Genomic DNA, 23277 nt, shown 5'->3' with positions numbered 1-23277 from the left:
TAAAAATTTTAGAAATCTACATTCATCCCTACAGAAACTGTTCTAGGATTAGGATATACATTCAATGAATAAGTAGTTACTGGCTCAGGGTCAAAACCTTTCCAATCAGACCAAGTCAATAAGTTTTCAGCTTGAATAAACACTTTAATTGATCTTACTGGCAAATTACCTAATCTGCTTTTAGAAAAATTATATCCAAGAGATACATTTTTCAATCTGATGAAATCCGACTTATATAAGAATCTATCAGATTGACCTTCTAAACCAGCATTGTTAGCTGTAAGTGAAGGAATGTTTGATCCTGTGTTGGTAGGAGTCCAAGCATTCAATAAATCTGCAGAAACATTAATATTATTCGCAGCATAGAAAGGATCCATTACCCAAGAATATAAATTGTCATAGATATAACCTCCTTGCTGGAATGAGAATAATGTATCAAAGAACAAACCTTTATGTTCAAAGTTGAATCCAAAACCTCCTGTAAATTTTGCATAAGGAGATTTACCTGTCGCTCTTCTATCAGTTGCTACTGGAGTCTTAGTTGTATTTCCGTTAATATCTAAAAATAGCTGCTCACCATCTGTTGGATCAACTCCTATATAAGGATATAAATAAAATTGACTAGCAGGTCCTCCAATTCCATCATTATTATCACCATTAACAATATCCTCAGTTACTAAAGATACAATTCTGTTTTTATTGTAAGCACTATTTACGAAAACTGATAATCTCGTATCTTCTTTTCTGATTACATTAAATCTTATTAGACCTTCCACACCTTTATTATCCATTCTACCAGTATTACCTGTAATAGATGTAACACCAGTTATTGGGGAAACACTTATTGGACCATATAATCTCTCAGTTTTCTTTTCGTAGTAATCAAAAGAACCTTCAACAATACCTTTATATTTAAAATCTAACCCGATATCAGATTGTGTTACTTGTTCCCATTGTAATGCAGTATTTGCTAAATTAGATATACCAAATCCAGGTAAGTTTTGGTATCCTGAATTACTTGTGTAAAGATCCAAGAAGTTGTTTGGACTAAGAATAAGTGGATTAGTGTTGTTTGCAGGTGTAGAAAGATTTTGATTTCCTGTTGTACCAATTGACCCTCTTAATTTTAAAAGATCAAATCCAGAACCTTCCATGAAATTTTCTTTATCAATATTCCATCTCGCACCCACTGACCAGAAAGTCTCCCATCTGTTTGCAGGAGCGAATCTATAAGAACCATCTCTTCTTATAACCCCGCTAATTCCATATTTATCTTTGTAATCATAGTCTAATGTCCCAAAATATGCCAATGTTCCAGCAGTAACTTTCAATGCTGAAGCTGTAGGTCTATACAAGTTAGGAGTTGCCGGGTTAAACGGCACATAACCAGTCCCTGCACCAAAAGCCCAGTTCAAAGGATTTAGACCATTTTGAGTTTGTGAAGTTTGATTAAAATGTACTTTAATATAATCCATAAAAGCTGATGCAGAAATGGTATGATCTTCTCCAAAAGTCTTGTTGAAACTAATATTTGTAATTGAGTTGAAAGTAAGATCTTTCTGATTAGTAAATGTTTCAGATCCTCCAAATTCTGCAGCTTGACCAGCAGCTACAGCTAAAGACAAATACCCATTAGCACCTCTTGCAAAAATTCTTCCGTAATCTTTGTATTCAATTCCGGTTCTGTTTCCAACACTTAACCAGTCTGTAACTTTGTAATTAATATTACCGTTAGCATTAATACTGGTTTCCGTAAATTGGTTTTTCACCCCCCCCATAATATTATCATATAGAACGTACGGTCTGGCAACTACAGAGTTTGTTCCAATAGCATTAAAAAGTTCTCTTCCATTAGCATATGGTGACGGTGCCAAAAATGATGGAGATAATACTCCTCCAAATAATGGGTTTTGAATTACATTTGCATTAATAGCAGTATTTGTTTCATCGTCTAACTGATTTCTCTTTGAATACCCTAAGCCAATGATTGCGCCAAAAGTTAACTTATTGTCTTTAGATTTACCACTAAGATTATTTCTTAAAGTGAATCTTTTAAAATCCGTTTGTTTAACAATACCTTCACTATCTAAATAACCTAAAGAGACAAAGTTGTTTAGGTTTTCCCCACCAGCACTGATTGAGATGTTGTGTTGTTGAGAAATACCAACTCTTGTAAATTCTTTATTCCAATCAGTATCAATACCCCAATTATCTATATCACTTTGAGATAAATTATTTTCAACAGCAAAACCACCGCCTCCATAATTCTTCTGGATTTGTAGTAATTGTTTAGCATTAGACATATTGTAATCTGGCTTTGGCATCGTTGAGAATGATGTTAATCCATCATAGGAAACTCTTAAACCAGAATTAAATTTACCTCCTTTTGTTGTGATCACCACAACACCATTTGCTCCTCTGTTCCCATATATAGCTGTTGCTTGAGCATCTTTAAGTATACTGAAAGTATCAATATCATAAGAGTTTAGGTTTCTGAACTGCGTAGAAGAAGTAATGATACCATCTACAACAAATAAAGGATCTGTAGACCCGTTTAATGAGCTTAGACCTCTAATTAGGATATTGAATTTCCCAGAACCTGGTGAACCAGAAGCTGAATTTACAACAATACCTGGTGCAGTACCTTGAATAGAGTTCAGCACAGATATATTCGGTCTGTTTTCTAAAGTTTCAGAACCAATTGTCACAGAAGAAGCAGATGATTTCGCTTTCGTGGACGTTTTACTATACCCCAAAACAACAACCTCTTCGATTTTCGTTTCCTTTGGAACTGAATCATTCTTTGTTGTCTGTGCGAAAGCAACCTGCCCTAAGAAGAACAATGCTCCAGCACTTAATACACGTAGTTTAACATTCATATTAACAAAATTTTAATATTTTTAATGAGCAAATATGTTAATAAATATTAACACTTGCAAGTTTTTTTAGTAATCTTACCCCTTTTTTTTTGAAATCTTTTCATTTCTTCGATTCATTTATGTGTAATTTCATAACAGTAAACTAAAAAAGATCATTAAATTTCAAATACTTATACATTCATATAAATTTTAACATTTAATTATCAACCAATAATTTATTATTTAGAATATTTATAAATTATACCGTTTGATTTGTAAAATTTATTTCAAATACATTGTTTCACTTGAATAAAATTTGTAAATATGCTAAAAATTAAATATGAAAAAAATAATTGCAATTATACTTATCATTTTAGCAGTTGAAATACAGGCTCAACAAACACTTTCAGTAAATCAAGTTCTTGGTGACACTTCTGTTTTTGGAGGTGTAAAGTCAGAATCAGGAAAATCCTTAAAATACGAAGAAATAAAAGGCTCTCCATATTTTGATACTAATTTTCATCAAGCTAAGGTTGCTGATAATTACGAAAACGTACCAATACGATACAACACTTATAAGGATGAAATAGAATTCCAGAAAGATGGTAAAATACAAGTACTTCCTAAAGATGTGATTTTCTCAAAGATTGAAATTTTAAAACCTAAAACCACATTAGTATTGATTGATACAAATGATTCTATGAGTGGATATTTTTTTGAATTAATAGGTGGAAAAAACACACTATATAAAAAAATTAAAACAGAATTTAAAGATGTAGTTCCAGCTGCTAATTCTTATGCCTCAGAAAAACCAGCTATTTTTAGGACAAATACACCCGTGTATTATATTAAAACCGCTGATGGCACTTTTCTAAAAGGTCTTAAAAATGAAAAAGACGCACTACAATCAATAAATGGTAAAAGTGATGAATTAAATACATTTTTCAAGTCAAATAAGATAAAGTTTAACAAAGAAGAAGATTTAATTAAATTTGTTAATTATTTAAATACTCTATAAATATTATAAAACAATTATAACAGTAATTTTTATTAATTTTCAATAAAAAAACACTAAGGTTTATTTTAAATTTTAGTGTTTTTTTATTGAAAATTAATAATTAGGCTAAATAAATTTTTCAATTAAAAATACCATATAACCTTAAAAAAACAAAATTCTTTAGTAGAATATCATTTATTATTTATTTAGTATCGATTTTACGTATATTTGCTAAAATTTTTTAAAAATGAAAAAAACTATATTTTTATCAGTTGTGCTTTGTTTATTTTCGGCTAAATCTTTTTCTCAAACCAAAGAAGAGCGACTGAAAATATCAACATTTTCCGATAAATTAGCTAACCAAAAATTATTAAACACACTTAATAATAATGAAATTAGCAGAAAACAGCGATTAACCATTTTCTTAAATTCAAATCCAAATTACGTTAAACGTTTGACCATTGGTGAATTTGGCATACAAGAATTAATAGATGTATTACCTAACGGAGATATGGTTTATGCTAAAACTGATAACGAAGGAGCAGGCATTACCGCAAGAGCAAATAAATTATACAATGGTGGTTCTTTAGGATTAAATATACAGGGACAAAACATGCTTGCAGGAGTTTGGGACGGAGGTAATATACGGACTACTCATCAAGAATTTGTCAATGGCTCTGTTAGTAAAGTAACTAATGTTGATGGTAATACTTCTGCCGCTCATGCAACTCATGTTATGGGCACCATTATAGCAAAAGGTGTTTTGCCATCTGTAAAAGGTATAGCATTTAATGCATCTGGTATTTCTTATGACTGGGATAGTGATTTAGTAGAAATGTTAGGTGAGGCATCTAATGGTCTTTTAGTTTCAAATCATTCCTATGGTTTTGGTGTTTTGAGTAGCGTTTGGTTCTATGGAGCATATGACAGCCGCGCCAAACAGATTGATGAAATATGCTATAATAACCCATTTTATTTACCTGTTTTTTCTGCAGGCAATAGTAGAAATGAGACTACAGCTCCAGGATCAACACAAATAGCTAATAAATTTGGTTACGACATGATATTCGGGCATGGTAATGCAAAAAATGTAATGACAGTTGCCGCTGTTGAGCAAGTAGATGAATATACAGGTCCTTCTAGTGTTGTAATGTCGTCATTCAGTAGTTGGGGACCTTCTGATGATGGAAGAATAAAACCAGATATTTCCATGAAAGGAGTAAATGTAAGATCTACACTACCTACAACAAATACTTCAACAGGATTTATGTCTGGAACATCTATGGCATCACCTGGAATCACAGGAGTAGTTTTATTAGTTCAGCAATATTACAATCAATTGTATTCAAATTACATGAAAGCGGCTACTGCTAAAGGGCTTATTTTACATACAGCCGATGAAGCAGGGTTTTATGCGGGACCGGATTATGAATATGGATGGGGATTAGTCAATGCTGAAAGAGCTGCAATAACAATTAAAAATAAAAATTCAACTACTTCAAACAAAAGTATTATTGATGAATTAACATTAGCTAACAATACTACCTATACAAAAACAATCACAGCTAGTGGTACAAATCCATTGAAAATCTCAATTTCCTGGACAGATCCTCAGGCTTCTACAGCTAACTCTGGAACTACCGATCCATCAACCAAATATTTAGTCAATGATCTTGATATAAAAGTATCTAAAAATGGTGTTGACTACTATCCATGGAAACTCGAAGGAATGCTGGCTCCATATAGTGCAGCTACAAATGCAGGTACGAATAATGTAGATAATTTTGAGAGAGTAGACATTAATAATCCTTCAGGAACTTACACTATTACCGTTACGCATAAAGGCACTTTATCAGGTGGAAGCCAAAACTTTAGTTTAATTGCTACATCTGATAACCTTTCAACTCTTTCAACTAATGAAACAATTAGAGCAAATGATAGTAAAGTTGATTTTTATCCAAACCCAGCTAAAAACTACATTCAGATCAATGAGAAAGATAAAGATTTACTTATTAACATCTATGATGTCTCTGGGAAATTAGTATTAACTTCAAAATTGATTAATAATAGAATCAACATCAGTCAATTGACGAAAGGAAATTACATCGCTAACTTTATCAATAAAAAAGGAGAAAATAAAAGCTTTAAATTCATAAAGGAATAATTTTTAAAAAAATTTACAAAAAAGGTGTTTCTCATACTGAGAAACACCTTTTTTATTGTCTTTCATTTAGACTTGACCCCTTCCCTTCATTCAAGAATGAGCAATCAGATTTATTAAGATGATATTAAAAACTTATTTGCTTATATAAATTAAAACCCACCGATTGGTGGGTTTCTTCATTTTGTGAATATTATTTCTGATTAACACTCAGTATAGGGGTTTCCCATTCTACCTATAGGGTTATAATATTATGAAAGCTTTGTTCTTTATTCGCAAACTTAAATCTTGTATCTGCAGAGATAGTGTTTGCTCTCTGCAAAAAGTAGATATCTCAAGCAGAAAAACAATTATAAAGATCAACTGTATGGGTGTGCGCACCTCGATTGGGATTACTTGCCTGTAAACCTACCTGATTTCCTTCGGTTGCTGTTTTGATAAATGTTTTCATGACAAAAAACCTCCAATTGGAGGTTTTTCTATTATTGTTTTGTCAAAATAATATTATTAGGTATATCTATTGACCAATCTGTAGGGCTCTGACCTGGTTTAATAAATCTTGCTCCTTCTTGATTTTTCACTTCAATTATTTTAATGTGTGTATTGTCAATATAGGTTATTTTTAATCTTATTCCCTTGTTTTTATGCGGCATAAACACTATTATATCATTAGTATTAGATTCATCGCTTATTGCTTTAATAGATCTCTTTTTATCACTAAAATTTGTGTTGCTATATATTGTAGTGTCTTCAGTTATTAATCCGTTTTTATAAATTTTGTGAAACCCTATAAGAATGTCAAATGTATCAGTATTGCTATCAATTATATTAATATTACTCTCTTTTTTCATAACTAGAGTGAGACCATTTGTCGTATTTCCCCATTTCCAAGTTCCTACAAATTTATCAATATAAGGATCTACCCTATGGTAAGGTGTATTTTGTGCAGAACAATTGTTGAAACCTATACAACAGATAATGCTTAGTAAATAGATGATATTTTTCATATTATATTTTTTTTAATTACATGGTTTGGGAACAACTTGTCCATTAGTTATTTTTAGCTCAGACCAATCATTAGAATTATTAGATCCTTTCAATATCTTCAATCCTGAATTTGTCTCTGAAAGAAGTTTTACAAAGCCTAATTCATTAGTTGCAGACAATCCATTTGTACGTATATTATATTTGCCAAATTCAAGCAATCCAAAAAGATCAGTCTTATCTTGATCTATATTACCATTAGACAATAAAAACTGTTGCGAAAAAGTAGCAAAACTTGCAGAGTCATCTATTACCATCATATATTGGATATTAGATGCTGTTACTATACCCATCACAAAAGTATTCATATCTCTGATGCTTCCGCTTGCATATATTGCGGAAAGTGATGCAATATCTGCAGGTGAAAAAACAGATAATAACCCCGCATAATGAGAATGGATGAAGCCATCAATCTGTCCTCCGGAATAAGAAATATCAATACCTCCTGCACCAGATTCCCCTTCTTTAGGAATGTTATTGATCTGTCCATTAGATTCTATAAGAATTTCTCCGAACTCTTTTGTAGAATTAGTTTTTGTCTTTAAATTTTCAAATAAAGATTTGGTTTTTGTATGCTTTCCTATTTCCTGTATTTTCTGACAAGGCGTTTTTTGCTCCGGCTCAGTTCCTTCACCTCCACCACCTGGATATTCGTAGCCACCTTCGTTACCACCACTCAGATCACAATCTCCGTTAGGCAGGGCAATACCTATACACTCGTCTTTTGTTGCTTCACATTTGATGATAGATACTGTAGACCAATGTCCTGCTCCAGAATCAGGATCAGGATTACTCTCACTATCAGGAAGCCAGATAGACATCCATTTTCTGGTACAGGCTATTCCATCGGTTTGTGCCGTAGAACCATCCGCCATTCCTGCTTTTTTGTGTCTGGCAAAAACCAATCCCTGAAAGAAGGCAAGATCGCTTTCTTTATTTGTATATTAGATAATGACAAAAAACCTCCAATTGGAGGTTTTATTACTGTTTTACAAGAGTCATTTTGTTATTAGGAAGCAATTGTACAAAAGAGCTGTAATTTGGGCATTTAGCGGGATCTAATTTAACATCCAGATCTCGAGCATAGAATAATGTCATCTCATTAGAATTATTAAGTCGTGTCTCAATAAATACCTGCCCTGATTCTGCGCAATCCCAATTACCTACAAAATGCATCTCATAGGCTCTGTGTTGAAAATTGTTGCCAAAAAAAGATATATTATTATCTGGTTCATTCGTAGAATTATAAATAATAATTCCCAAATCATTTTTTATAATCATCCTTCCTATAATTCTGTCCCAAGATATTTTACTTGTTATGAAATATTTTGAATTAATTTTCTTTTCTAATTTTATCTCATATTGTTTTCCTCCATAAGTACCTTTCCATATCCCTACAAATTGATTAAGCCTATTATTGGTGTCTTTTACATAAGTAATATTCTCTAAATCAGGACAGCCTTCATCATGATTAGGACGATTTGAGCATTCTTCAAATTGTTCAAGAGTTCCAATTACCTGTGCTTTACATGATAATACAGATAAAAATAATGTTGCTACTAAAATGATATTTTTCATATTGTTGTATTTTAATCGGGGCAGTCAGTTGTTTCTATTTGGTTGTTTGTGCTAAGTGTTTTTTTCTGAATCGTACCATTGCTTTTTATTTTATACAATTCAACCCCCTGTATATTCATTTTATCTTTTAAAAAAGTAAGAAATAATTTTTCAAGACTCAAATACTTATTTTCTATTCTATATTTTTGATAATCTTTACTCCATTCTTCAGTATTAAACCCTGTTTGAATATCAGCTGAAGTTCCTGTAAATTTTATTGTGTAAATGCCATAACTTGATATCATAGTTCCATAAATGTCTTCATAGTCTCCTTCTGATCTAAAACCCGCTATCAACATCAGAGTATTCACATCCGCAGGTGAAAACATCCGTATGGGTTGACGATGTAATTGTATTCCCTGATCGTCATATCTCCCGGAAGCCTTATCATTAAGATGAGCATGTATGTAACCTCTTGTATTTGCATCAACCGTAATATTTAAAGCATCTGAATCGGAAGTAGTAAGTTCTGTAAAATTACCATTTTTGTTTTCAGAATAACCAGTTTCATGATCTTTATTAAAAACAGAAGTTTTATTAAGATCAGTAACTTTGTTCTGATAATCTGTATTTATATTTTGTGCCTTAAGTTTATCACAAGGATCTTCCTCTTCCTCCGGCTCAGTTCCTTCACCTCCACCGCCTGGATATTCGTAGCCACCTTCGTTACCACCGCTCAGATCACAATCTCCGTTAGGCAGGGCAATACCTATACACTCATCTTTTGTTGCTTCACATTTGATGATAGACACTGTAGACCAATGCCCTGCTCCAGAATCAGGATCAGGATTACTCTCGCTATCAGGAAGCCAGATAGACATCCATTTTCTGGTACAGGCTATTCCATCGGTTTGTGCTATTGATCCGTCCGCCATTCCTGCTTTTTTGTATTTGGCAAAAACCAATCCCTGAAAAAACTTAAGATCGCTTTCGTCATGGGTATAGTAAAAGTAGATATTTTTGCCATGTCTTGGTACTTTCATTACAGATATTACTTTCCCTTCATTTACAACAGGTACAGCTACAAAGCTTTCATCAAAGCTGTCTACGGTTGTAGCATAGTTCCAGTAAGGGATTCCATTTACTTTTTTGATCTCCGCTTCGTTTTCGGCATAGACTTTCATGACATTTTTAATGTACTTTTTATCCTGTTTCCAGAGGCTTTTGTTGGTGTATTCTGTAGAGGAAGGGTCAGATGAAGAATAGATTTCATCGTGAATACAGGAATAAAGAGATAGCAGAGCTATCATCATCAGGCAGAGCCTGAACAATAGATTTTTTTTCATAATCATTGTGTGTTTTAATAGGTTAAATATATAAATAATTCCGCAGCAAATATCATGAATGTAAAAATAATTCTTCTACAACTTTGGTTGTAAAATACCTGAACCTTAGTTGTTTTTTTATTTTTTTCTTTACTTTAGCATAAAATTATACGGTATGACTTTGGGAACCAAACTCAATAAACTAAGAACAGGGCGAAACCTCACCCAAGTGCAGATCGCAGAAAAACTGCACATCTCACAGAACGCTTACAACAAATGGGAAAGCGACAAGGCAAAACCTGCCATGGAGAACCTGATGAGAATTGCAGATTTCTATGAAACAGATGTGTATGATTTATTGGATGAAACACCAATTGTACAAAACAATACCGATAGAGCTGTTGGAAATATCCATAATAATAATACTGTAACAATTAATAATACAATATCCGAAGAATTGATAGAAAGCATCATCAAAAATCAGCAGGATATTACCAGTCTGGTAGAAACCCAGAACAAGCTTATAGAAAGCCTTCTTAAGAAATAAATCGACAGTCATTTTCTGTACCTTTAAAACTCTTTAAAAAAATTCATGCGCATGAACTTCAAAACTCATGCGCATGAATCGTTTAAGTCATGCGCATCAATTGATCAACTCATGCGCATGAGTTTTCATAATCACAATAATTGCCTAAAATTTTTCTCCGGAATATCTGTTGATGTTAATTTTTTTTATAATTTAGTTTAACAAAATAAAAACACGTTTAACTTAAAAAATGAAAAAAAATGCCGATTACCTTTAATGTTATTTCAAGAAAAAATCTTCAACAGCCCAACGACCCGCCAAAATACTACGCAGATATTGTAGGCGATGGTAAAACCACTCTTTCAGATCTTGCTAAACACGCCGCCTCAGTTTCTACGGTTTCTAAAGCCGACATTCTTGCCGTATTGGAGAGTACATTCTCTAAAATAGCAGATGATGTAGCAGATGGGAAGATCGTCTACGTGGGAGAATATTTTACCTTGCAGGCAGGTGGCTCCAGCGAGGGAAAAGATACTCCGGAAGAAGTAAACGCCTCAAGCATTAAAAGCGTAAAAACTATTTTCCGCCCGGGAAAAATGATTAAAGATGCGCTGAAACTTGCTGAGTTTAAAAAGAAAGCTTAAAATAAAAACATTAAGCGTAAAGTTTGTCATTGACTACGTCGAATCTTTGATTTCCGGAGGAATCTAGATTATACTCAGAAAAAGCACTGTTGAGATTCCTACGGAATGACAAAGATGCTTTTAAAAACTATCTTTTTAGAAGAATATTTTTTTATTTTGGTATTTATGCAATTTAATAATCATCATAAATACAGTGTTTGTCATTCCGCAGGAATCTAAACTAAATTCTGAAAAAGCTTTGTTAAGATTCCTACGGAAATCAAAGATTCGACGTAGTCAATGACAAAGATGCTTTTAAGCTTTATCTTTTTATTAGAAGAATATTTTTTTTATTTTCTTGCTGTTTTCTTTAATTCAATTATTCATTCTAAATGCGAAGTTTGTCTTTCCGTAGGAATCTAAACTACACTCTGAAAATATTTTTAAGATTCCTACGGAAATCAAAGATTCGACGTAGTCAATGATAAACTAAATTATAATGATAAACTGATTTTTAATTTCAGTTTAAACTTAAAACAAAAACTGCCCGTATCAAATGATACGGGCAGTTTTAATATCTATAACTGAATATTATTTCAATTTCTTCTTCACAGCAACTTCTTCATATACTTCAAGAATGTCGTACTGCTCGATGTCGTTGTAACCTTTCAGGTTTAATCCGCATTCGTAGCCTTTTGTAACTTCTCTTACATCGTCTTTGAAACGTTTTAAACTTTCCAGCTCACCATCGAATTTCACAATACCGTCTCTTAGTAATCTTACTTTCGACTGTCTTGTTACTTTTCCGGTAAGAACCATACAACCTGCAATAGTTCCGACTTTAGAAATCTTGAAGACTTCACGGATCTCAACATTACCGATTACCTGCTCCTGAATTTCCGGAGAAAGCATTCCCTCCATCGCTTCTTTTACCTCATCGATTGCTTTATAGATGACAGAATATGTTCTGATTTCAATTTCTTCACGGTCTGCAAGCTCTTTTGCATTGGCACCAGCTCTTACGTTGAATCCAATGATAATGGCATCTGACGCTGCCGCTAAGTTGATATCAGACTCAGTGATCTGTCCTACACCTGAGTGAAGAATGTTGACACTGATCTCTTCTGTAGATAATCTCTGTAACTGATCAGAAAGTGCTTCTACTGAACCATCCACGTCACCCTTCAAGATAATATTCAATTCCTTGAATTCCCCTAAGGCGATACGTCTACCCAATTCTTCAAGGGTCGTATGTTTCTTGGTTCTGATTGAAAGTTCTCTTTGTAACTGCTCTCTTTTGTTAGCGATCGCTTTACCTTCACTTTCGTCAGCATAAACTCTGAATTTATCCCCAGCTGTTGGTGCTCCGTCAAGACCTAAGATCGTTGCCGGAATAGAAGGACCTGCTTCTTCAAGGTTTTTACCCCTTTCGTCAAGCAAAGCTTTTACTTTACCGTGGTTTTTACCTGCTACTACATAATCTCCAACTTTTAAAGTTCCGGTTTGTACCAACATCGTTGCTACATATCCTCTACCTTTATCTAAGGATGCTTCAATCACAACTCCCTGTGCAGCACGGTTAGGATTTGCTTTCAGTTCAAGCATTTCTGCCTGAAGCAATACTTTCTCTAAAAGGACATCCATATTGTTACCCATTTTAGCAGAAATTTCCTGCGCCTGAACGTTTCCACCCCATTCCTCAACAAGAATATTCATTCCTGAAAGTTGCTGACGGATGTTATCCGGGTTTGCATTTGGCTTATCTACTTTGTTGATTGCAATAATCATCGGTACACCTGCAGCCTGTGCGTGAGAAATTGCTTCTTTTGTCTGAGGCATCACATCATCATCGGCAGCGATTACGATAATTGCAATATCGGTAACCTGTGCACCTCTCGCTCTCATTGCGGTAAAGGCTTCGTGACCCGGTGTATCTAAGAATGTAATTCTCTGACCGTTTTCCAGTTTCACGTTGTATGCACCGATATGCTGAGTAATTCCACCAGATTCACCTGCGATAACGTTGGTTTTTCTGATGTAATCCAATAATGAAGTTTTACCGTGGTCAACGTGTCCCATCACCGTTACAATCGGAGCTCTTGAAACAAGACTTTCTTCTGTATCGATATCTTCTTCAGAATCTGTTTCTTCAAGATCAGCATCTGAGAATTCAATTTTAAATCCGAATTCGTCAGCTACTAATAATAAGGTGTCAGCTTCTAATCTTTGGTTCATGGTTACCATCACACCAAGAGAGAAACAAGCAGAAATTACTTCAGTTGCACTTACATCCATCAAACTTGCCAATTCTCCGACCGTGATAAATTCTGTAACTTTTAGTGAAGTATCTCTTGCATCTGCTTCCTGCTGACGCTCATCTTGCTCTCTACGGTAACTTCTTTTATCTTTTCTGTGTTTAGCAGATTTAGATTTACCTCCTTTATTGGTAAGTTTTTCAAGAGTTTCCTTGATCTGGTTTTTAACTTGCTCGTCTGTTAATTCGACAGGCATCGTTCTTTGACCAGGTCTGTTGTTATTTCCAAAACGGTTTCCGCCACCTTGTCCCGGAGGACGGTTTCCTTGAGGACCACCTTGTCCTGGAGGACGGTTTCCACCTGGGCCACCCGGACGGTTTTGACCACCTTGTCCCGGAGGTCTGTTCCCTTGAGGACCACCTTGTCCCGGAGGACGGTTTCCACCCGGACCATTCTGACCTTGAGGACGGTTTTGTCCGCCTTGATTATTTCCTTGTTGGTTATTCCCGGTATTCTGGTTAGGACCACCTGGCTTTTCAATTCTTTTTCTTTTCTTTTTAGCTCCGGAATTTGATTTGGGCGCAAACTGAGTTAAGTCAATTTTCTCACCAACGATCTTTGGTCCGTCAAGCTTCTGATAAACAGTTTCAATTTTCTGAGATTCCTGAGGTTCTTCTGCTACAGGTGCCGGTTTTTTTTCTTCCACTTTCTCAATTGGTTTTTCAACCGGTTTTGGTGTTTCTTTTACGGGCTCCACCGGTTTTACCTCAGCTTTTACCTCCTCAACTTTAGGCTTATCTTTTCTTGCAGGTCTGTTTCTATTTCCCTCAATCTGAGACAAATCGATTTTATCCAACACTTTAAACTCCTGCTTTTCCGGTGTTGGTTTAGTTTCAGAAACCACTTTCGGTTCTTCTTTAGCCACTTCTTCCACGACCTCTTTTTTCTCCTCAACAGGAGCAGCAGGTGCCGGAGCAGGAGTTTCTTCCACAGCTTCAGGTTTTTTAGGTTCCAAATCAATTTTACCTAAAATTCTGGTTTCTGGTTTATTAGCTTTAGCTCTTATTACTTCAGGTGTTTTCTTTTCTTCAATCTCCAGTTTTTCTTCCGGAACTTTAGAAATAACCACCTCATGGGAAGCTTTACGTTGCTCGCCGTCTTTGGCAAACTCAGCTTCCAATGCAGAATATGCCGCTTCTTCTAATTGAGCGTTAGGATTGTTTTCAACCACAATATCTTTAGACTGTAAAAACTCCACTAGTCTGGACATCGATATGTTGAATTCCTTAACCGCTTTATTTAATCTTATTTTTGGCATCTATATTATTTACTGTTTTTTTTAATTCTTAAAATTAAAGTATTCTTTTTTACTGCTTATTAAAATTTATTCCGAAATTTTAATCTTCAAATTCTTCTCTTAAGACGCGTTTTACATCTTCGATAGTTTCTTCTTCCAAATCAACCATATTCAAAAGACTTTCTGTTTCTTTATCCAAAACAGATTTTGCAGTAGTAAGACCTACTTTCTTAAATTCATCCAAAATCCACTGTTCGATATCATCGTTGAATTCTCTCAAATCAACATCATCGTCTTCACTAGATTCTCTGTACACGTCAATTTCATACCCTGTCAACCAAGAAGCGAGTCTGATATTTTGACCTTGTTTACCGATTACTTTAGAAATCTCTTCAACAGGAGTATAAACCATTGCATAGTTGGTTTCCTCATTGATTTCAATTTTATTGATAGTAACATTTCCTAAAGCTCTCTTCACCAGTATTTCAGGGTTTTTTGACCACTGAATTACATCTATATTTTCGTTTCTCAACTCTCTTACCACACCATGGATTCTTGATCCTTTCACACCGACACAAGCTCCTACTGGATCTATTCTGTCGTCGTAAGCATCAACAGCGATTTTTGCCTTTTCACCGGGAATTCTCACTGCTTTTTTAAGAATGATGGTTCCGTCCTGAATTTCAGGAATCTCCAGTTCTAATAATTTTTCAAGGAATTTCGGAGCTGTACGAGAAATAATGATCTGAGGTTTTGAACCTTTGAAATCTACACTTTCTACGATTGCTCTGATGTTTTCGCCCTTTTTAAAGAAGTCTGAAGAAATCTGATTTTCTTTTGGCAAAATAAATTCGTTATCTTCATCATCCAGCAAAATCACGTGTTTGTGACGGATGTGGTGGATTTCTCCTGTAACGATTTCCCCGATTCTGTCTTTGAACTGCTCATAAAGCATTGCATTATTATGCTCCTGCAATTTCGTAGCCAAGATCTGCTTCAAGGTAAGAATATTTCTTCTTCCTAATTGAGCCACAGGAATTTCCATGGTAAAATCTTCACCTACCTCAAAAGTAGGATCTATTTTTTTAGCTTCGGTAATTTCTATTTCCAAATCATCATCTTCAGACATTTCGTCTTCAACGATTGTTTTGTTTAAAAATATCTGAAAGTCACCTTTATCAGGGTTTACAATGACATCAAAATGATCATCAGAATCAAATCTTTTTCTCAAAAGAGTTTTCAGAGAATCTTCAATAATTGCCATCAGATCGATCTTACTGATCCCCTTTTCGTCTTTAAAATCACCAAAGGATTCAATCAACGCTATATTATCCATTTATCTTTTTTTCTTTTTATTAAAATTTAACTACTACCAATGCTTTTTTGATCTCAGAGTACAAAATTTCTTTTTCCTCCTCCACATCCACTTTACCTTTACCGATATCTTTTGGTTTTCGGTAACGAAGAATCAATGTGATTTTCTCTTCGTCTACTTTAGCTAATTCACCTTCTATTGTTGAAGAATCCTGAAGCATTACTTCGATTTCTCTTCCAATATTTTTATTAAACTGTCTCGGCGTTGCCAAAGGCTCACTCAATCCCGCAGACATTACCTGAAGGCTAAAATCATGCTCGTCACGATCTGCATTGAACTCTATTGCGCGACTTGCATCCAGACAATCCTGCAGAGTTACGCCGTTGTCACCGTCTAAAATCACAGTAACGTCATCTGCCGCAGAAATCTTTAAATCAATAAGAAATAAATCCTCTCTTGTCTCAAGGAAAGTACTTAATAATGTTTCAATATTTTTTCTAAACTCCATATATTTATTAATGACGATCTACCTGTACGAAAAAAGGCTTTCTTGCGAAGCCTTCTCATTTTTCCGTAAATCTTATGCAAATATAAGACATTTTTATAAAATAACCAAATACGCTTCATAATCAATTAAATAAGTTTTAAAAAATATCATGAATATTTAAGGACAAATAAGACTTCACTATGATTTTGAATAACTTATTGCTTATTTAAAAAGACCATGAAAAGTATTTTTAGTATTTTTGTCAAGAATTTTTTAAAAACATACATTTTGAATATAACAATAGTTGGAACAGGCTATGTAGGATTGGTTACAGGAACCACTCTCGCAGAACTTGGAAATTCTGTATACTGTGTTGATATAGATGAAAAAAAAGTAGCGGACATGAAAAATGGCATTGTGCCGATTTATGAGCCGAATCTCGAAGAAATGTTCCTCAGAAACATACAGGCAGAGAGATTATTTTTTACCACCGATCTGAAAAAAGCTTTAGATAAAAGTGAAGTTATTTATCTTGCATTACCAACTCCTCCCGGAGAAGACGGCTCTGCAGATCTTTCTTACGTTTTAAAGGTAGCCAATGATATTGGTGAAATGATGACAGAATATAAAGTTATTGTCAATAAAAGTACCGTGCCTGTAGGAACCGCTGACAGAGTAAGTGAAGTCATTGCTTCAAAAACCCAGATCGGATTTGATGTAGTTTCTAATCCCGAATTTTTGAGAGAAGGTTTTGCAGTAGAAGATTCTATGAATCCGGCGAGAGTTGTTGTAGGATCAAGCTCTGATAAAGCAAAAGAGATCATGGCTCAAATTTACCAGCCATTTACCAATACGGGAATTCCTATTATTTTTATGGATGAGAAATCATCTGAACTTACAAAATATGCTTCTAATTCATTTTTAGCAGTGAAAATCACCTTCATGAATGAAATTGCTAATTATTGTGAAAAAGTAGGCGCTGATGTAGATAAAGTGAGGCTTGGAATGGGGAGTGACGACAGAATAGGTCATCGGTTTTTATTTCCGGGGATCGGATATGGCGGAAGCTGTTTTCCAAAAGACGTAAAAGCATTAATCAAATCGGGGAAACAAGAAGATTTTAATTTCCAGATATTGGAAGCCACAGAAAGTGTGAATATTTCACAGAAAGTAATTCTTGTTTCTGAGATCGAAAAATATTTCGGCGGAAATATTGAAGGTAAAACAATTGCTGTTTGGGGACTTGCTTTTAAAGCAAACACTGATGACATCAGAGAAGCTTCATCTTTAGACAATATCAGTTTATTGTTAGAAAAAGGAGCAAAAATTGTTGCATATGACACCGTAGCTGAAAAAAATGTTCAGAAAATTCTCGGTGATAAAATACAGTATGCCAAAACGATGTACGAAGCACTCGAAAATGCAGACGCATTATTTATCGCCACAGAATGGTCTGAATTTAAAAATCCGAACTTTAAACTGATGGCTGAAAAAATGAATAACAAGGTTATCTTCGACGGAAGAAATATGTATCCGCTGGAAACTCCTGAGCAGAATGGTTTTTATTACAAAAGTATCGGACGGAAAACTGTGGTTAAATAAACCTTAACATAAATTTTATATTAAAATGCCGACTGATCGGCAACAATCATACAACATGAAAAACATCATCATCACCGGGGGCGCCGGTTTCATCGGGTCACACGTTGTAAGAGAATTCGTGAAAAACAATCCGGACTCAACGATCATCAATCTTGATGCATTGACGTATGCTGGGAATCTTGAGAATTTAAAAGATATCGAAAACGAGCCTAATTACGTTTTCGAAAAAGCAGATATTACAAAACCAGAAGAGCTAAGAAGGGTTTTTGAAAAATACAATCCGGATGCAGTGATTCATCTGGCTGCGGAAAGCCATGTTGACAGAAGCATCACCGATCCAATGGCATTTATCAACACCAACGTCAACGGAACGGCAAATCTTCTTAATTTATGTAAAGAATTCTGGGCTTTAAACCCTGATCATACCCACGGAAGATTTCCAGATGAAAAAAGAACGAATCTTTTTTATCATGTTTCGACCGATGAAGTATACGGAAGCTTAGGAGAAACAGGATTTTTCCTTGAAACAACCGCTTACGATCCGCAATCACCGTATTCTGCTTCAAAAGCTGCTTCCGATCATTTGGTGAGAGCATATGGAAATACCTACGGAATGCCTTTTATCGTTTCCAACTGTTCAAATAATTATGGACCGAATCATTTTCCTGAGAAACTGATTCCACTTTGCATTTCGAATATCATTAATGAAAAGCCGCTGCCGATCTACGGTGACGGAAAATATACGAGAGACTGGCTGTTTGTGATCGATCACGCAAAAGCAATTCATCAGATTTTCAATGAAGCCAAAACCGGAGAAACGTATAATATCGGAGGTTTCAACGAATGGCAAAACATTGATCTGGTCAAAGAACTCATTAAGCAGATGGATGAAAAATTGGGGAATCCCGAAGGGCATTCTGAAAAGCTGATTACCTATGTAAAAGACAGACCCGGACACGACAAACGCTACGCTATTGATGCCAATAAACTAAACAAAGATTTAGGCTGGAAACCTTCTGTCACTTTCGAACAGGGATTAGGGAAAACCATTGACTGGTTTTTGGACAACAAAGAATGGCTGGAAAACGTAACTTCCGGAGATTATCAGAAATATTACGACGGGCAGTATAATTAATACGAAACACCAAACAAATGAAAGGAATTATTTTAGCAGGCGGTTCAGGAACAAGACTTTTTCCATTGACTATTGCTGTCAGTAAACAGCTGATGCCGGTTTACGACAAACCAATGATCTATTATCCGCTTTCCACACTTTTGCTGGCGGGAATAAAAGATATTCTGATCATCACCACACCTCATGATCAGGCAGGTTTTATCAAACTTTTAGGTGACGGCTCACAAATCGGCTGCAATATCGAATATGTGGTACAGCCAAGTCCGGATGGTCTTGCACAGGCATTTATTTTGGGGGATCAATTTATTGGTAATGATTCAGCAGCTCTTGTTTTAGGAGATAATATTTTCTACGGTTCGGAAATGGGAACTTTGTTGAAAAACAAAACCAACCCCAATGGAGGTGTAGTTTTTGCTTACCATGTTGCAGATCCTGAAAGATATGGCGTCGTAGAATTTGATGAAAATTTTAAAGCAAAATCTATAGAAGAAAAACCGACTCATCCGAAATCAAATTATGCCGTTCCGGGATTGTATTTCTATGACAATGAAGTCGTAGAAATTGCAAAAAACATACAACCTTCTCCCAGAGGCGAACTGGAAATTACGGATGTCAATAATGTTTATTTAAGTAAAGGAAAACTGGAAGTCGGCGTTCTCGACAGGGGAACTGCATGGCTGGATACAGGAACTTTTGATTCTCTGCAGGATGCATCAGAATTTGTAAGCGTGATTGAAAAAAGACAAGGCTTTAAAATAGGCTGCATTGAAGAAATCGCCTTCAGAAACGGTTTCATCAATAAAGAAAAGCTTCTTGAAACTGCTGCAAAATATGGCAAAAGCGGGTATGGTGAGTATTTGAAGAAATTGGTTTTATAAACTTACCCATTAGAAATTGAAATCTTTTAATTACTATTCTTACAATCCCAATTAGTATTAAAAGATGATAATCAATTAATTATTATAAATTTGTAAAAATTTTCCCACAAATGAATGAACCACAACAAGAGTGGACAGAAATTATAGAAGACAGCCACTCTTTATTTGATCTGAAACTCAAAGAAGTATGGCGATATAAAGATCTCGTTTATATGTTTGTAAAAAGAGATTTTGTATCAAGTTTCAAACAGACTGTTTTAGGACCGATCTGGTTTTTTATCAATCCTATTTTCACTACTTTAGCTTACCTTATAATTTTTGGCAATATTGCCAACTTACCTACGGACGGGGCCCCAAAAATATTATTTTATCTTGCCGGAGTAATGCTCTGGAATTATTTTTCAAGCAGCCTTACAGGAACTTCTTCTACTTTTTCTGGAAACGCAGGCATTTTTGGAAAAGTATATTTTCCAAGATTGGTAACTCCGATTTCAGTTGTTATTTCAAACCTGATGAGATTTGGGGTACAATTTTTATTATTCTTAGGATTTTGGAGTTATTTCCTTTTCAAAGGTGAAGTGCAACCCAATATCTGGATGTTGGCTACTCCGTTTTTAATTATTCTCATGGCTGCTTTTGCTTTAGGTGCAGGAATGATCTTTTCAGCATTAACGACAAAATACAAAGATCTCAGTATGCTTTTAGGATTTGGAGTAAGTTTATATATGTATGCAACTCCTGTAATTTATCCAATCTCAGTGCTAAAAGGACCTTGGAGAGAACTTGCCTACTACAATCCGCTCACCGGAATCTTTGAATGTTTCAAATACGGATGGTTGGGTAAAGGAGAATTTTCAGTGCTTATGCTTGGCTTGAGTACCATTATTATATTTTTTATTCTTGCTTTAGGAACAGTTATCTTCAATAAAGTTGAGAAAACTTTCATGGATACAGTTTAAATTAATAAAACGGATAATAATCCAGATTACAAAAACACAAAAAGAAACCAAATTTAAAATTTAAATTACATGCTTGCATTAAAGGCAGAAAACATATCAAAACAATATCGTCTCGGAGAAGTCGGAACCGGTACTTTGTCTCACGACCTCAACAAGTTTTGGTACAAAGTGAGAGGAAAAGAAAACCCTTATCTGAAAATTGGCGAAGCCAACGACCGCTCCACCAAAGGAATATCCGAGTATGTTTGGTCGCTCAAAAATATCAACTTTGAAATCGAGCAAGGAAGTGCCGTGGGAATTATCGGCAGAAACGGAGCCGGAAAATCTACCCTTCTAAAGCTTTTAAGTAAAGTAACAAAGCCAACTACAGGTAAGATTTTCACCAACGGAAGAATAGCATCTCTTCTTGAAGTCGGAACGGGATTTCACCCGGAAATGACAGGACGAGAGAATGTTTACCTAAATGGGGCTATTTTAGGAATGAGCCGTAAGGAAATTAAAAGGAAGTTTGATGAGATCGTAGATTTTTCGGGTGTTGAAAGATATATTGATACGCCTGTAAAAAGGTATTCTTCAGGAATGTATGTACGTCTTGCTTTTGCAGTGGCGGCACATCTAGAATCTGAGATCCTTATTGTTGATGAGGTTCTGGCTGTGGGTGATGCCGAGTTTCAGAAAAAATGTTTAGGCAAAATGGGTGATGTGAGTAAAGGCGAAGGCAGAACGGTACTTTTCGTAAGTCATAACCTTGCCGCCGTAAGAAGACTTTGCAATACGGGAATTCTTTTAAAAAACGGCGAAATTATTTCCACAGGAAAAATAGACGGCGTACTCAACCGATATGATATGGAATTTGCATCTGCAGAGAAAAACTTCGTTATCGATTATCCTTTGGATGAATCTAAAGATATGCAGATTTTGAAAGTCGAACTCCAAAAACCTTACGATCACAACCGTCTTTTTACGGAAGATGTTTTAGAATTTAATTTTGATATTGTAAGCAGAGTTCCGGTAGAAAATGCATACATAACAATCGATATTAAGAATAATGATGATGACTTAATTTACTGGACATCTGACTATACATCCGAACGTTTTGCAAAACCAGAAACAGGTAATTGGAATCTAAAATGTATGCTCCCGAAAAACCTCCTGACTACAGGTTTCTACACCGCTACATTCGCTATTTCTTCGCCATCAAGCAACACTGTGGTCGATCATCTTCCTAAATATCAGATTGCATTTGAAATAGAGGAAGACGAAAGCTCATTTCTTCAGCAGTATGGAGGTGTAAGACCCGGGAAAACCGGCGTGGAAAGCTCATGGAAAAGTAAAAAAATATCTTTATGATTTCCATTGTTACCGCATATTATAACAGAAAAAAACTCTTCGAAAGAACTTTAAAGACCATTGCAAGACAAAATTTTGACAAAGGCCTGGAAGTAATTGCCGTAGATGACGGAAGTGATGAACATGAAAGATTGGAGGATTTAACAGCGCAGTTTCCTTTTTTGAAAGTCATCCGTCTGGAGAAAAAAAATAAATGGTACCAAAATTCCTGCATCCCTTTCAATATAGGATTTAGGGCAGCTAAAGGAGACAAAGTGATATTGCAGAATCCGGAATGCTTACATTTTGGAAATATTTTAGAATATACAGAAAACAATCTTACCGACACCAATTATTTGAGTTTTGCCTGTTTTTCGTTGGATAAAGATTCTACAGAAAACTTAGATTTATTGCTTGAAACGCCAACAGAAATTACTGCTATCATACAAAAAGATGATCATATTATCTTAAATGATGGTGATGCAGGATGGTATAATCATTCTGTTCATCGTCCGGAAGCTTATCATTTTTGTACCGCAATTTCAAAAAAATCACTACAAAAGCTTAAAGGATTTGACGAACGATTTGCTTTGGGGATTGCTTATGATGATAATGAGCTGATCGAAAGAGTAAAAGCACTTTTGCGGATTAAATTTGTGGATGAGGAAATTGTTTTGCACCAAAATCATTATTCTCAAAATTCGACTTCGTTTCAGAACAGAGAAAACAAGGCACGTCTTTATCGCTTTAATGAGCTGATTTACAAAAACAGAATCAAGAGTTTTAATTATAATTCTTTTCTTAAATATGTCCCGTTTCAGTATAAAAAGAATGCAATTTCCATTCTTCTTAAACTTGAAAACAGGCTGAAAAGATATTACACCCGTATAAAATAATTTCTAAAGATATTGAATCTTACCAAAAATTTA

At 34.9% G+C, this 23277-nt stretch carries 18 protein-coding genes; 10 read left to right on the top strand and 8 right to left on the bottom strand.

Annotation, left to right across the window (positions count from 1 at the left end; translation table 11 throughout):
* Positions 1-8 precede the first annotated feature (8 nt).
* Entirely contained in the window at positions 9-2879 is a 2871-nt protein-coding gene (locus K0R77_RS06745) for a SusC/RagA family TonB-linked outer membrane protein (RefSeq protein WP_300350206.1), read from the bottom strand.
* Positions 2880-3198: 319 nt separating this feature from the next.
* Between K0R77_RS06745 and K0R77_RS06740 the strand changes: the two genes are divergently transcribed.
* A complete protein-coding gene (locus tag K0R77_RS06740; RefSeq protein ID WP_300350203.1) occupies positions 3199-3876 on the top strand; it encodes a hypothetical protein in 678 nt (225 codons plus the stop codon).
* A 226-nt stretch (positions 3877-4102) separates the two neighbouring features.
* On the top strand, positions 4103-6019 hold the full coding sequence (locus tag K0R77_RS06735) for a S8 family serine peptidase (protein WP_300350200.1): 1917 nt from the start codon (positions 4103-4105) through the stop codon (positions 6017-6019).
* Between the two features lie 479 nt (positions 6020-6498).
* On the opposite strand, the gene K0R77_RS06730 is transcribed toward K0R77_RS06735, so the two are convergent.
* From K0R77_RS06730 to K0R77_RS06715, 4 genes are all read right to left on the bottom strand, one after another.
* The gene (locus K0R77_RS06730; RefSeq protein ID WP_300350197.1) at positions 6499-7023 is read right to left on the bottom strand and encodes a DUF6705 family protein; all 525 of its coding nucleotides are present in this window, start codon (positions 7021-7023) and stop codon (positions 6499-6501) included.
* A 12-nt stretch (positions 7024-7035) separates the two neighbouring features.
* Positions 7036-7935 carry a hypothetical protein gene (locus K0R77_RS06725; RefSeq protein ID WP_300350194.1) on the bottom strand — a complete coding sequence of 300 codons (900 nt, stop codon included), beginning with the start codon at positions 7933-7935 and terminating at the stop codon, positions 7036-7038.
* 106 nt (positions 7936-8041) lie between these two features.
* Complete coding sequence (locus K0R77_RS06720) at positions 8042-8638, bottom strand: DUF6705 family protein (protein ID WP_300350191.1); 597 nt, start codon at positions 8636-8638, stop codon at positions 8042-8044.
* 11 nt (positions 8639-8649) lie between these two features.
* Positions 8650-9963, bottom strand: a complete 1314-nt coding sequence (locus K0R77_RS06715; protein WP_300350189.1) for a hypothetical protein — start codon at positions 9961-9963, stop codon at positions 8650-8652.
* A gap of 154 nt (positions 9964-10117) precedes the next feature.
* Between K0R77_RS06715 and K0R77_RS06710 the strand changes: the two genes are divergently transcribed.
* Complete coding sequence (locus K0R77_RS06710; RefSeq protein WP_300350186.1) at positions 10118-10489, top strand: helix-turn-helix domain-containing protein; 372 nt, start codon at positions 10118-10120, stop codon at positions 10487-10489.
* A gap of 239 nt (positions 10490-10728) precedes the next feature.
* Positions 10729-11112 carry a DNA-binding protein gene (locus K0R77_RS06705; protein WP_300350183.1) on the top strand — a complete coding sequence of 128 codons (384 nt, stop codon included), beginning with the start codon at positions 10729-10731 and terminating at the stop codon, positions 11110-11112.
* A gap of 570 nt (positions 11113-11682) precedes the next feature.
* On the opposite strand, the gene infB is transcribed toward K0R77_RS06705, so the two are convergent.
* From infB to rimP, 3 genes are all read right to left on the bottom strand, one after another.
* Entirely contained in the window at positions 11683-14664 is a 2982-nt protein-coding gene (infB, locus tag K0R77_RS06700) for a translation initiation factor IF-2 (RefSeq protein WP_300350180.1), read from the bottom strand.
* Positions 14665-14743: 79 nt separating this feature from the next.
* Positions 14744-15979 (bottom strand): transcription termination factor NusA, encoded by a 1236-nt coding sequence (nusA, locus tag K0R77_RS06695; protein ID WP_300350178.1) that lies wholly within the window; start codon positions 15977-15979, stop codon positions 14744-14746.
* A gap of 19 nt (positions 15980-15998) precedes the next feature.
* Positions 15999-16466, bottom strand: coding sequence for a ribosome assembly cofactor RimP (gene rimP, locus K0R77_RS06690; protein WP_300350175.1), 468 nt, complete (start codon positions 16464-16466; stop codon positions 15999-16001).
* Between the two features lie 267 nt (positions 16467-16733).
* On the opposite strand from rimP, the gene K0R77_RS06685 reads away from it, so the two are divergent.
* The 6 genes from K0R77_RS06685 to K0R77_RS06660 all read left to right on the top strand — a co-directional run bounded on the left by K0R77_RS06685 (position 16734) and on the right by K0R77_RS06660 (position 23244).
* Positions 16734-18047: a UDP-glucose/GDP-mannose dehydrogenase family protein gene (locus tag K0R77_RS06685; RefSeq protein ID WP_300350170.1), complete on the top strand. Its 1314-nt coding sequence runs from the start codon at positions 16734-16736 to the stop codon at positions 18045-18047.
* A 55-nt stretch (positions 18048-18102) separates the two neighbouring features.
* Entirely contained in the window at positions 18103-19182 is a 1080-nt protein-coding gene (rfbB, locus tag K0R77_RS06680; protein WP_300350167.1) for a dTDP-glucose 4,6-dehydratase, read from the top strand.
* A 17-nt stretch (positions 19183-19199) separates the two neighbouring features.
* Complete coding sequence (gene rfbA / locus K0R77_RS06675; RefSeq protein WP_300350164.1) at positions 19200-20060, top strand: glucose-1-phosphate thymidylyltransferase RfbA; 861 nt, start codon at positions 19200-19202, stop codon at positions 20058-20060.
* Between the two features lie 110 nt (positions 20061-20170).
* Positions 20171-21019: an ABC transporter permease gene (locus K0R77_RS06670; RefSeq protein WP_300350161.1), complete on the top strand. Its 849-nt coding sequence runs from the start codon at positions 20171-20173 to the stop codon at positions 21017-21019.
* Between the two features lie 69 nt (positions 21020-21088).
* Positions 21089-22369 (top strand): polysaccharide ABC transporter ATP-binding protein, encoded by a 1281-nt coding sequence (locus K0R77_RS06665; RefSeq protein WP_300350158.1) that lies wholly within the window; start codon positions 21089-21091, stop codon positions 22367-22369.
* Positions 22366-23244, top strand: a complete 879-nt coding sequence (locus K0R77_RS06660) for a glycosyltransferase (protein WP_300350155.1) — start codon at positions 22366-22368, stop codon at positions 23242-23244. The genes K0R77_RS06665 and K0R77_RS06660 overlap by 4 nt, the downstream gene beginning before the upstream one ends.
* The last annotated feature ends 33 nt before the right edge of the window (positions 23245-23277 follow it).

Source organism: Chryseobacterium sp. (genome assembly GCF_029240215.1).
Classification (GTDB): domain Bacteria; phylum Bacteroidota; class Bacteroidia; order Flavobacteriales; family Weeksellaceae; genus Chryseobacterium.
This window is presented reverse-complemented; position numbering and strand designations above follow the sequence as displayed.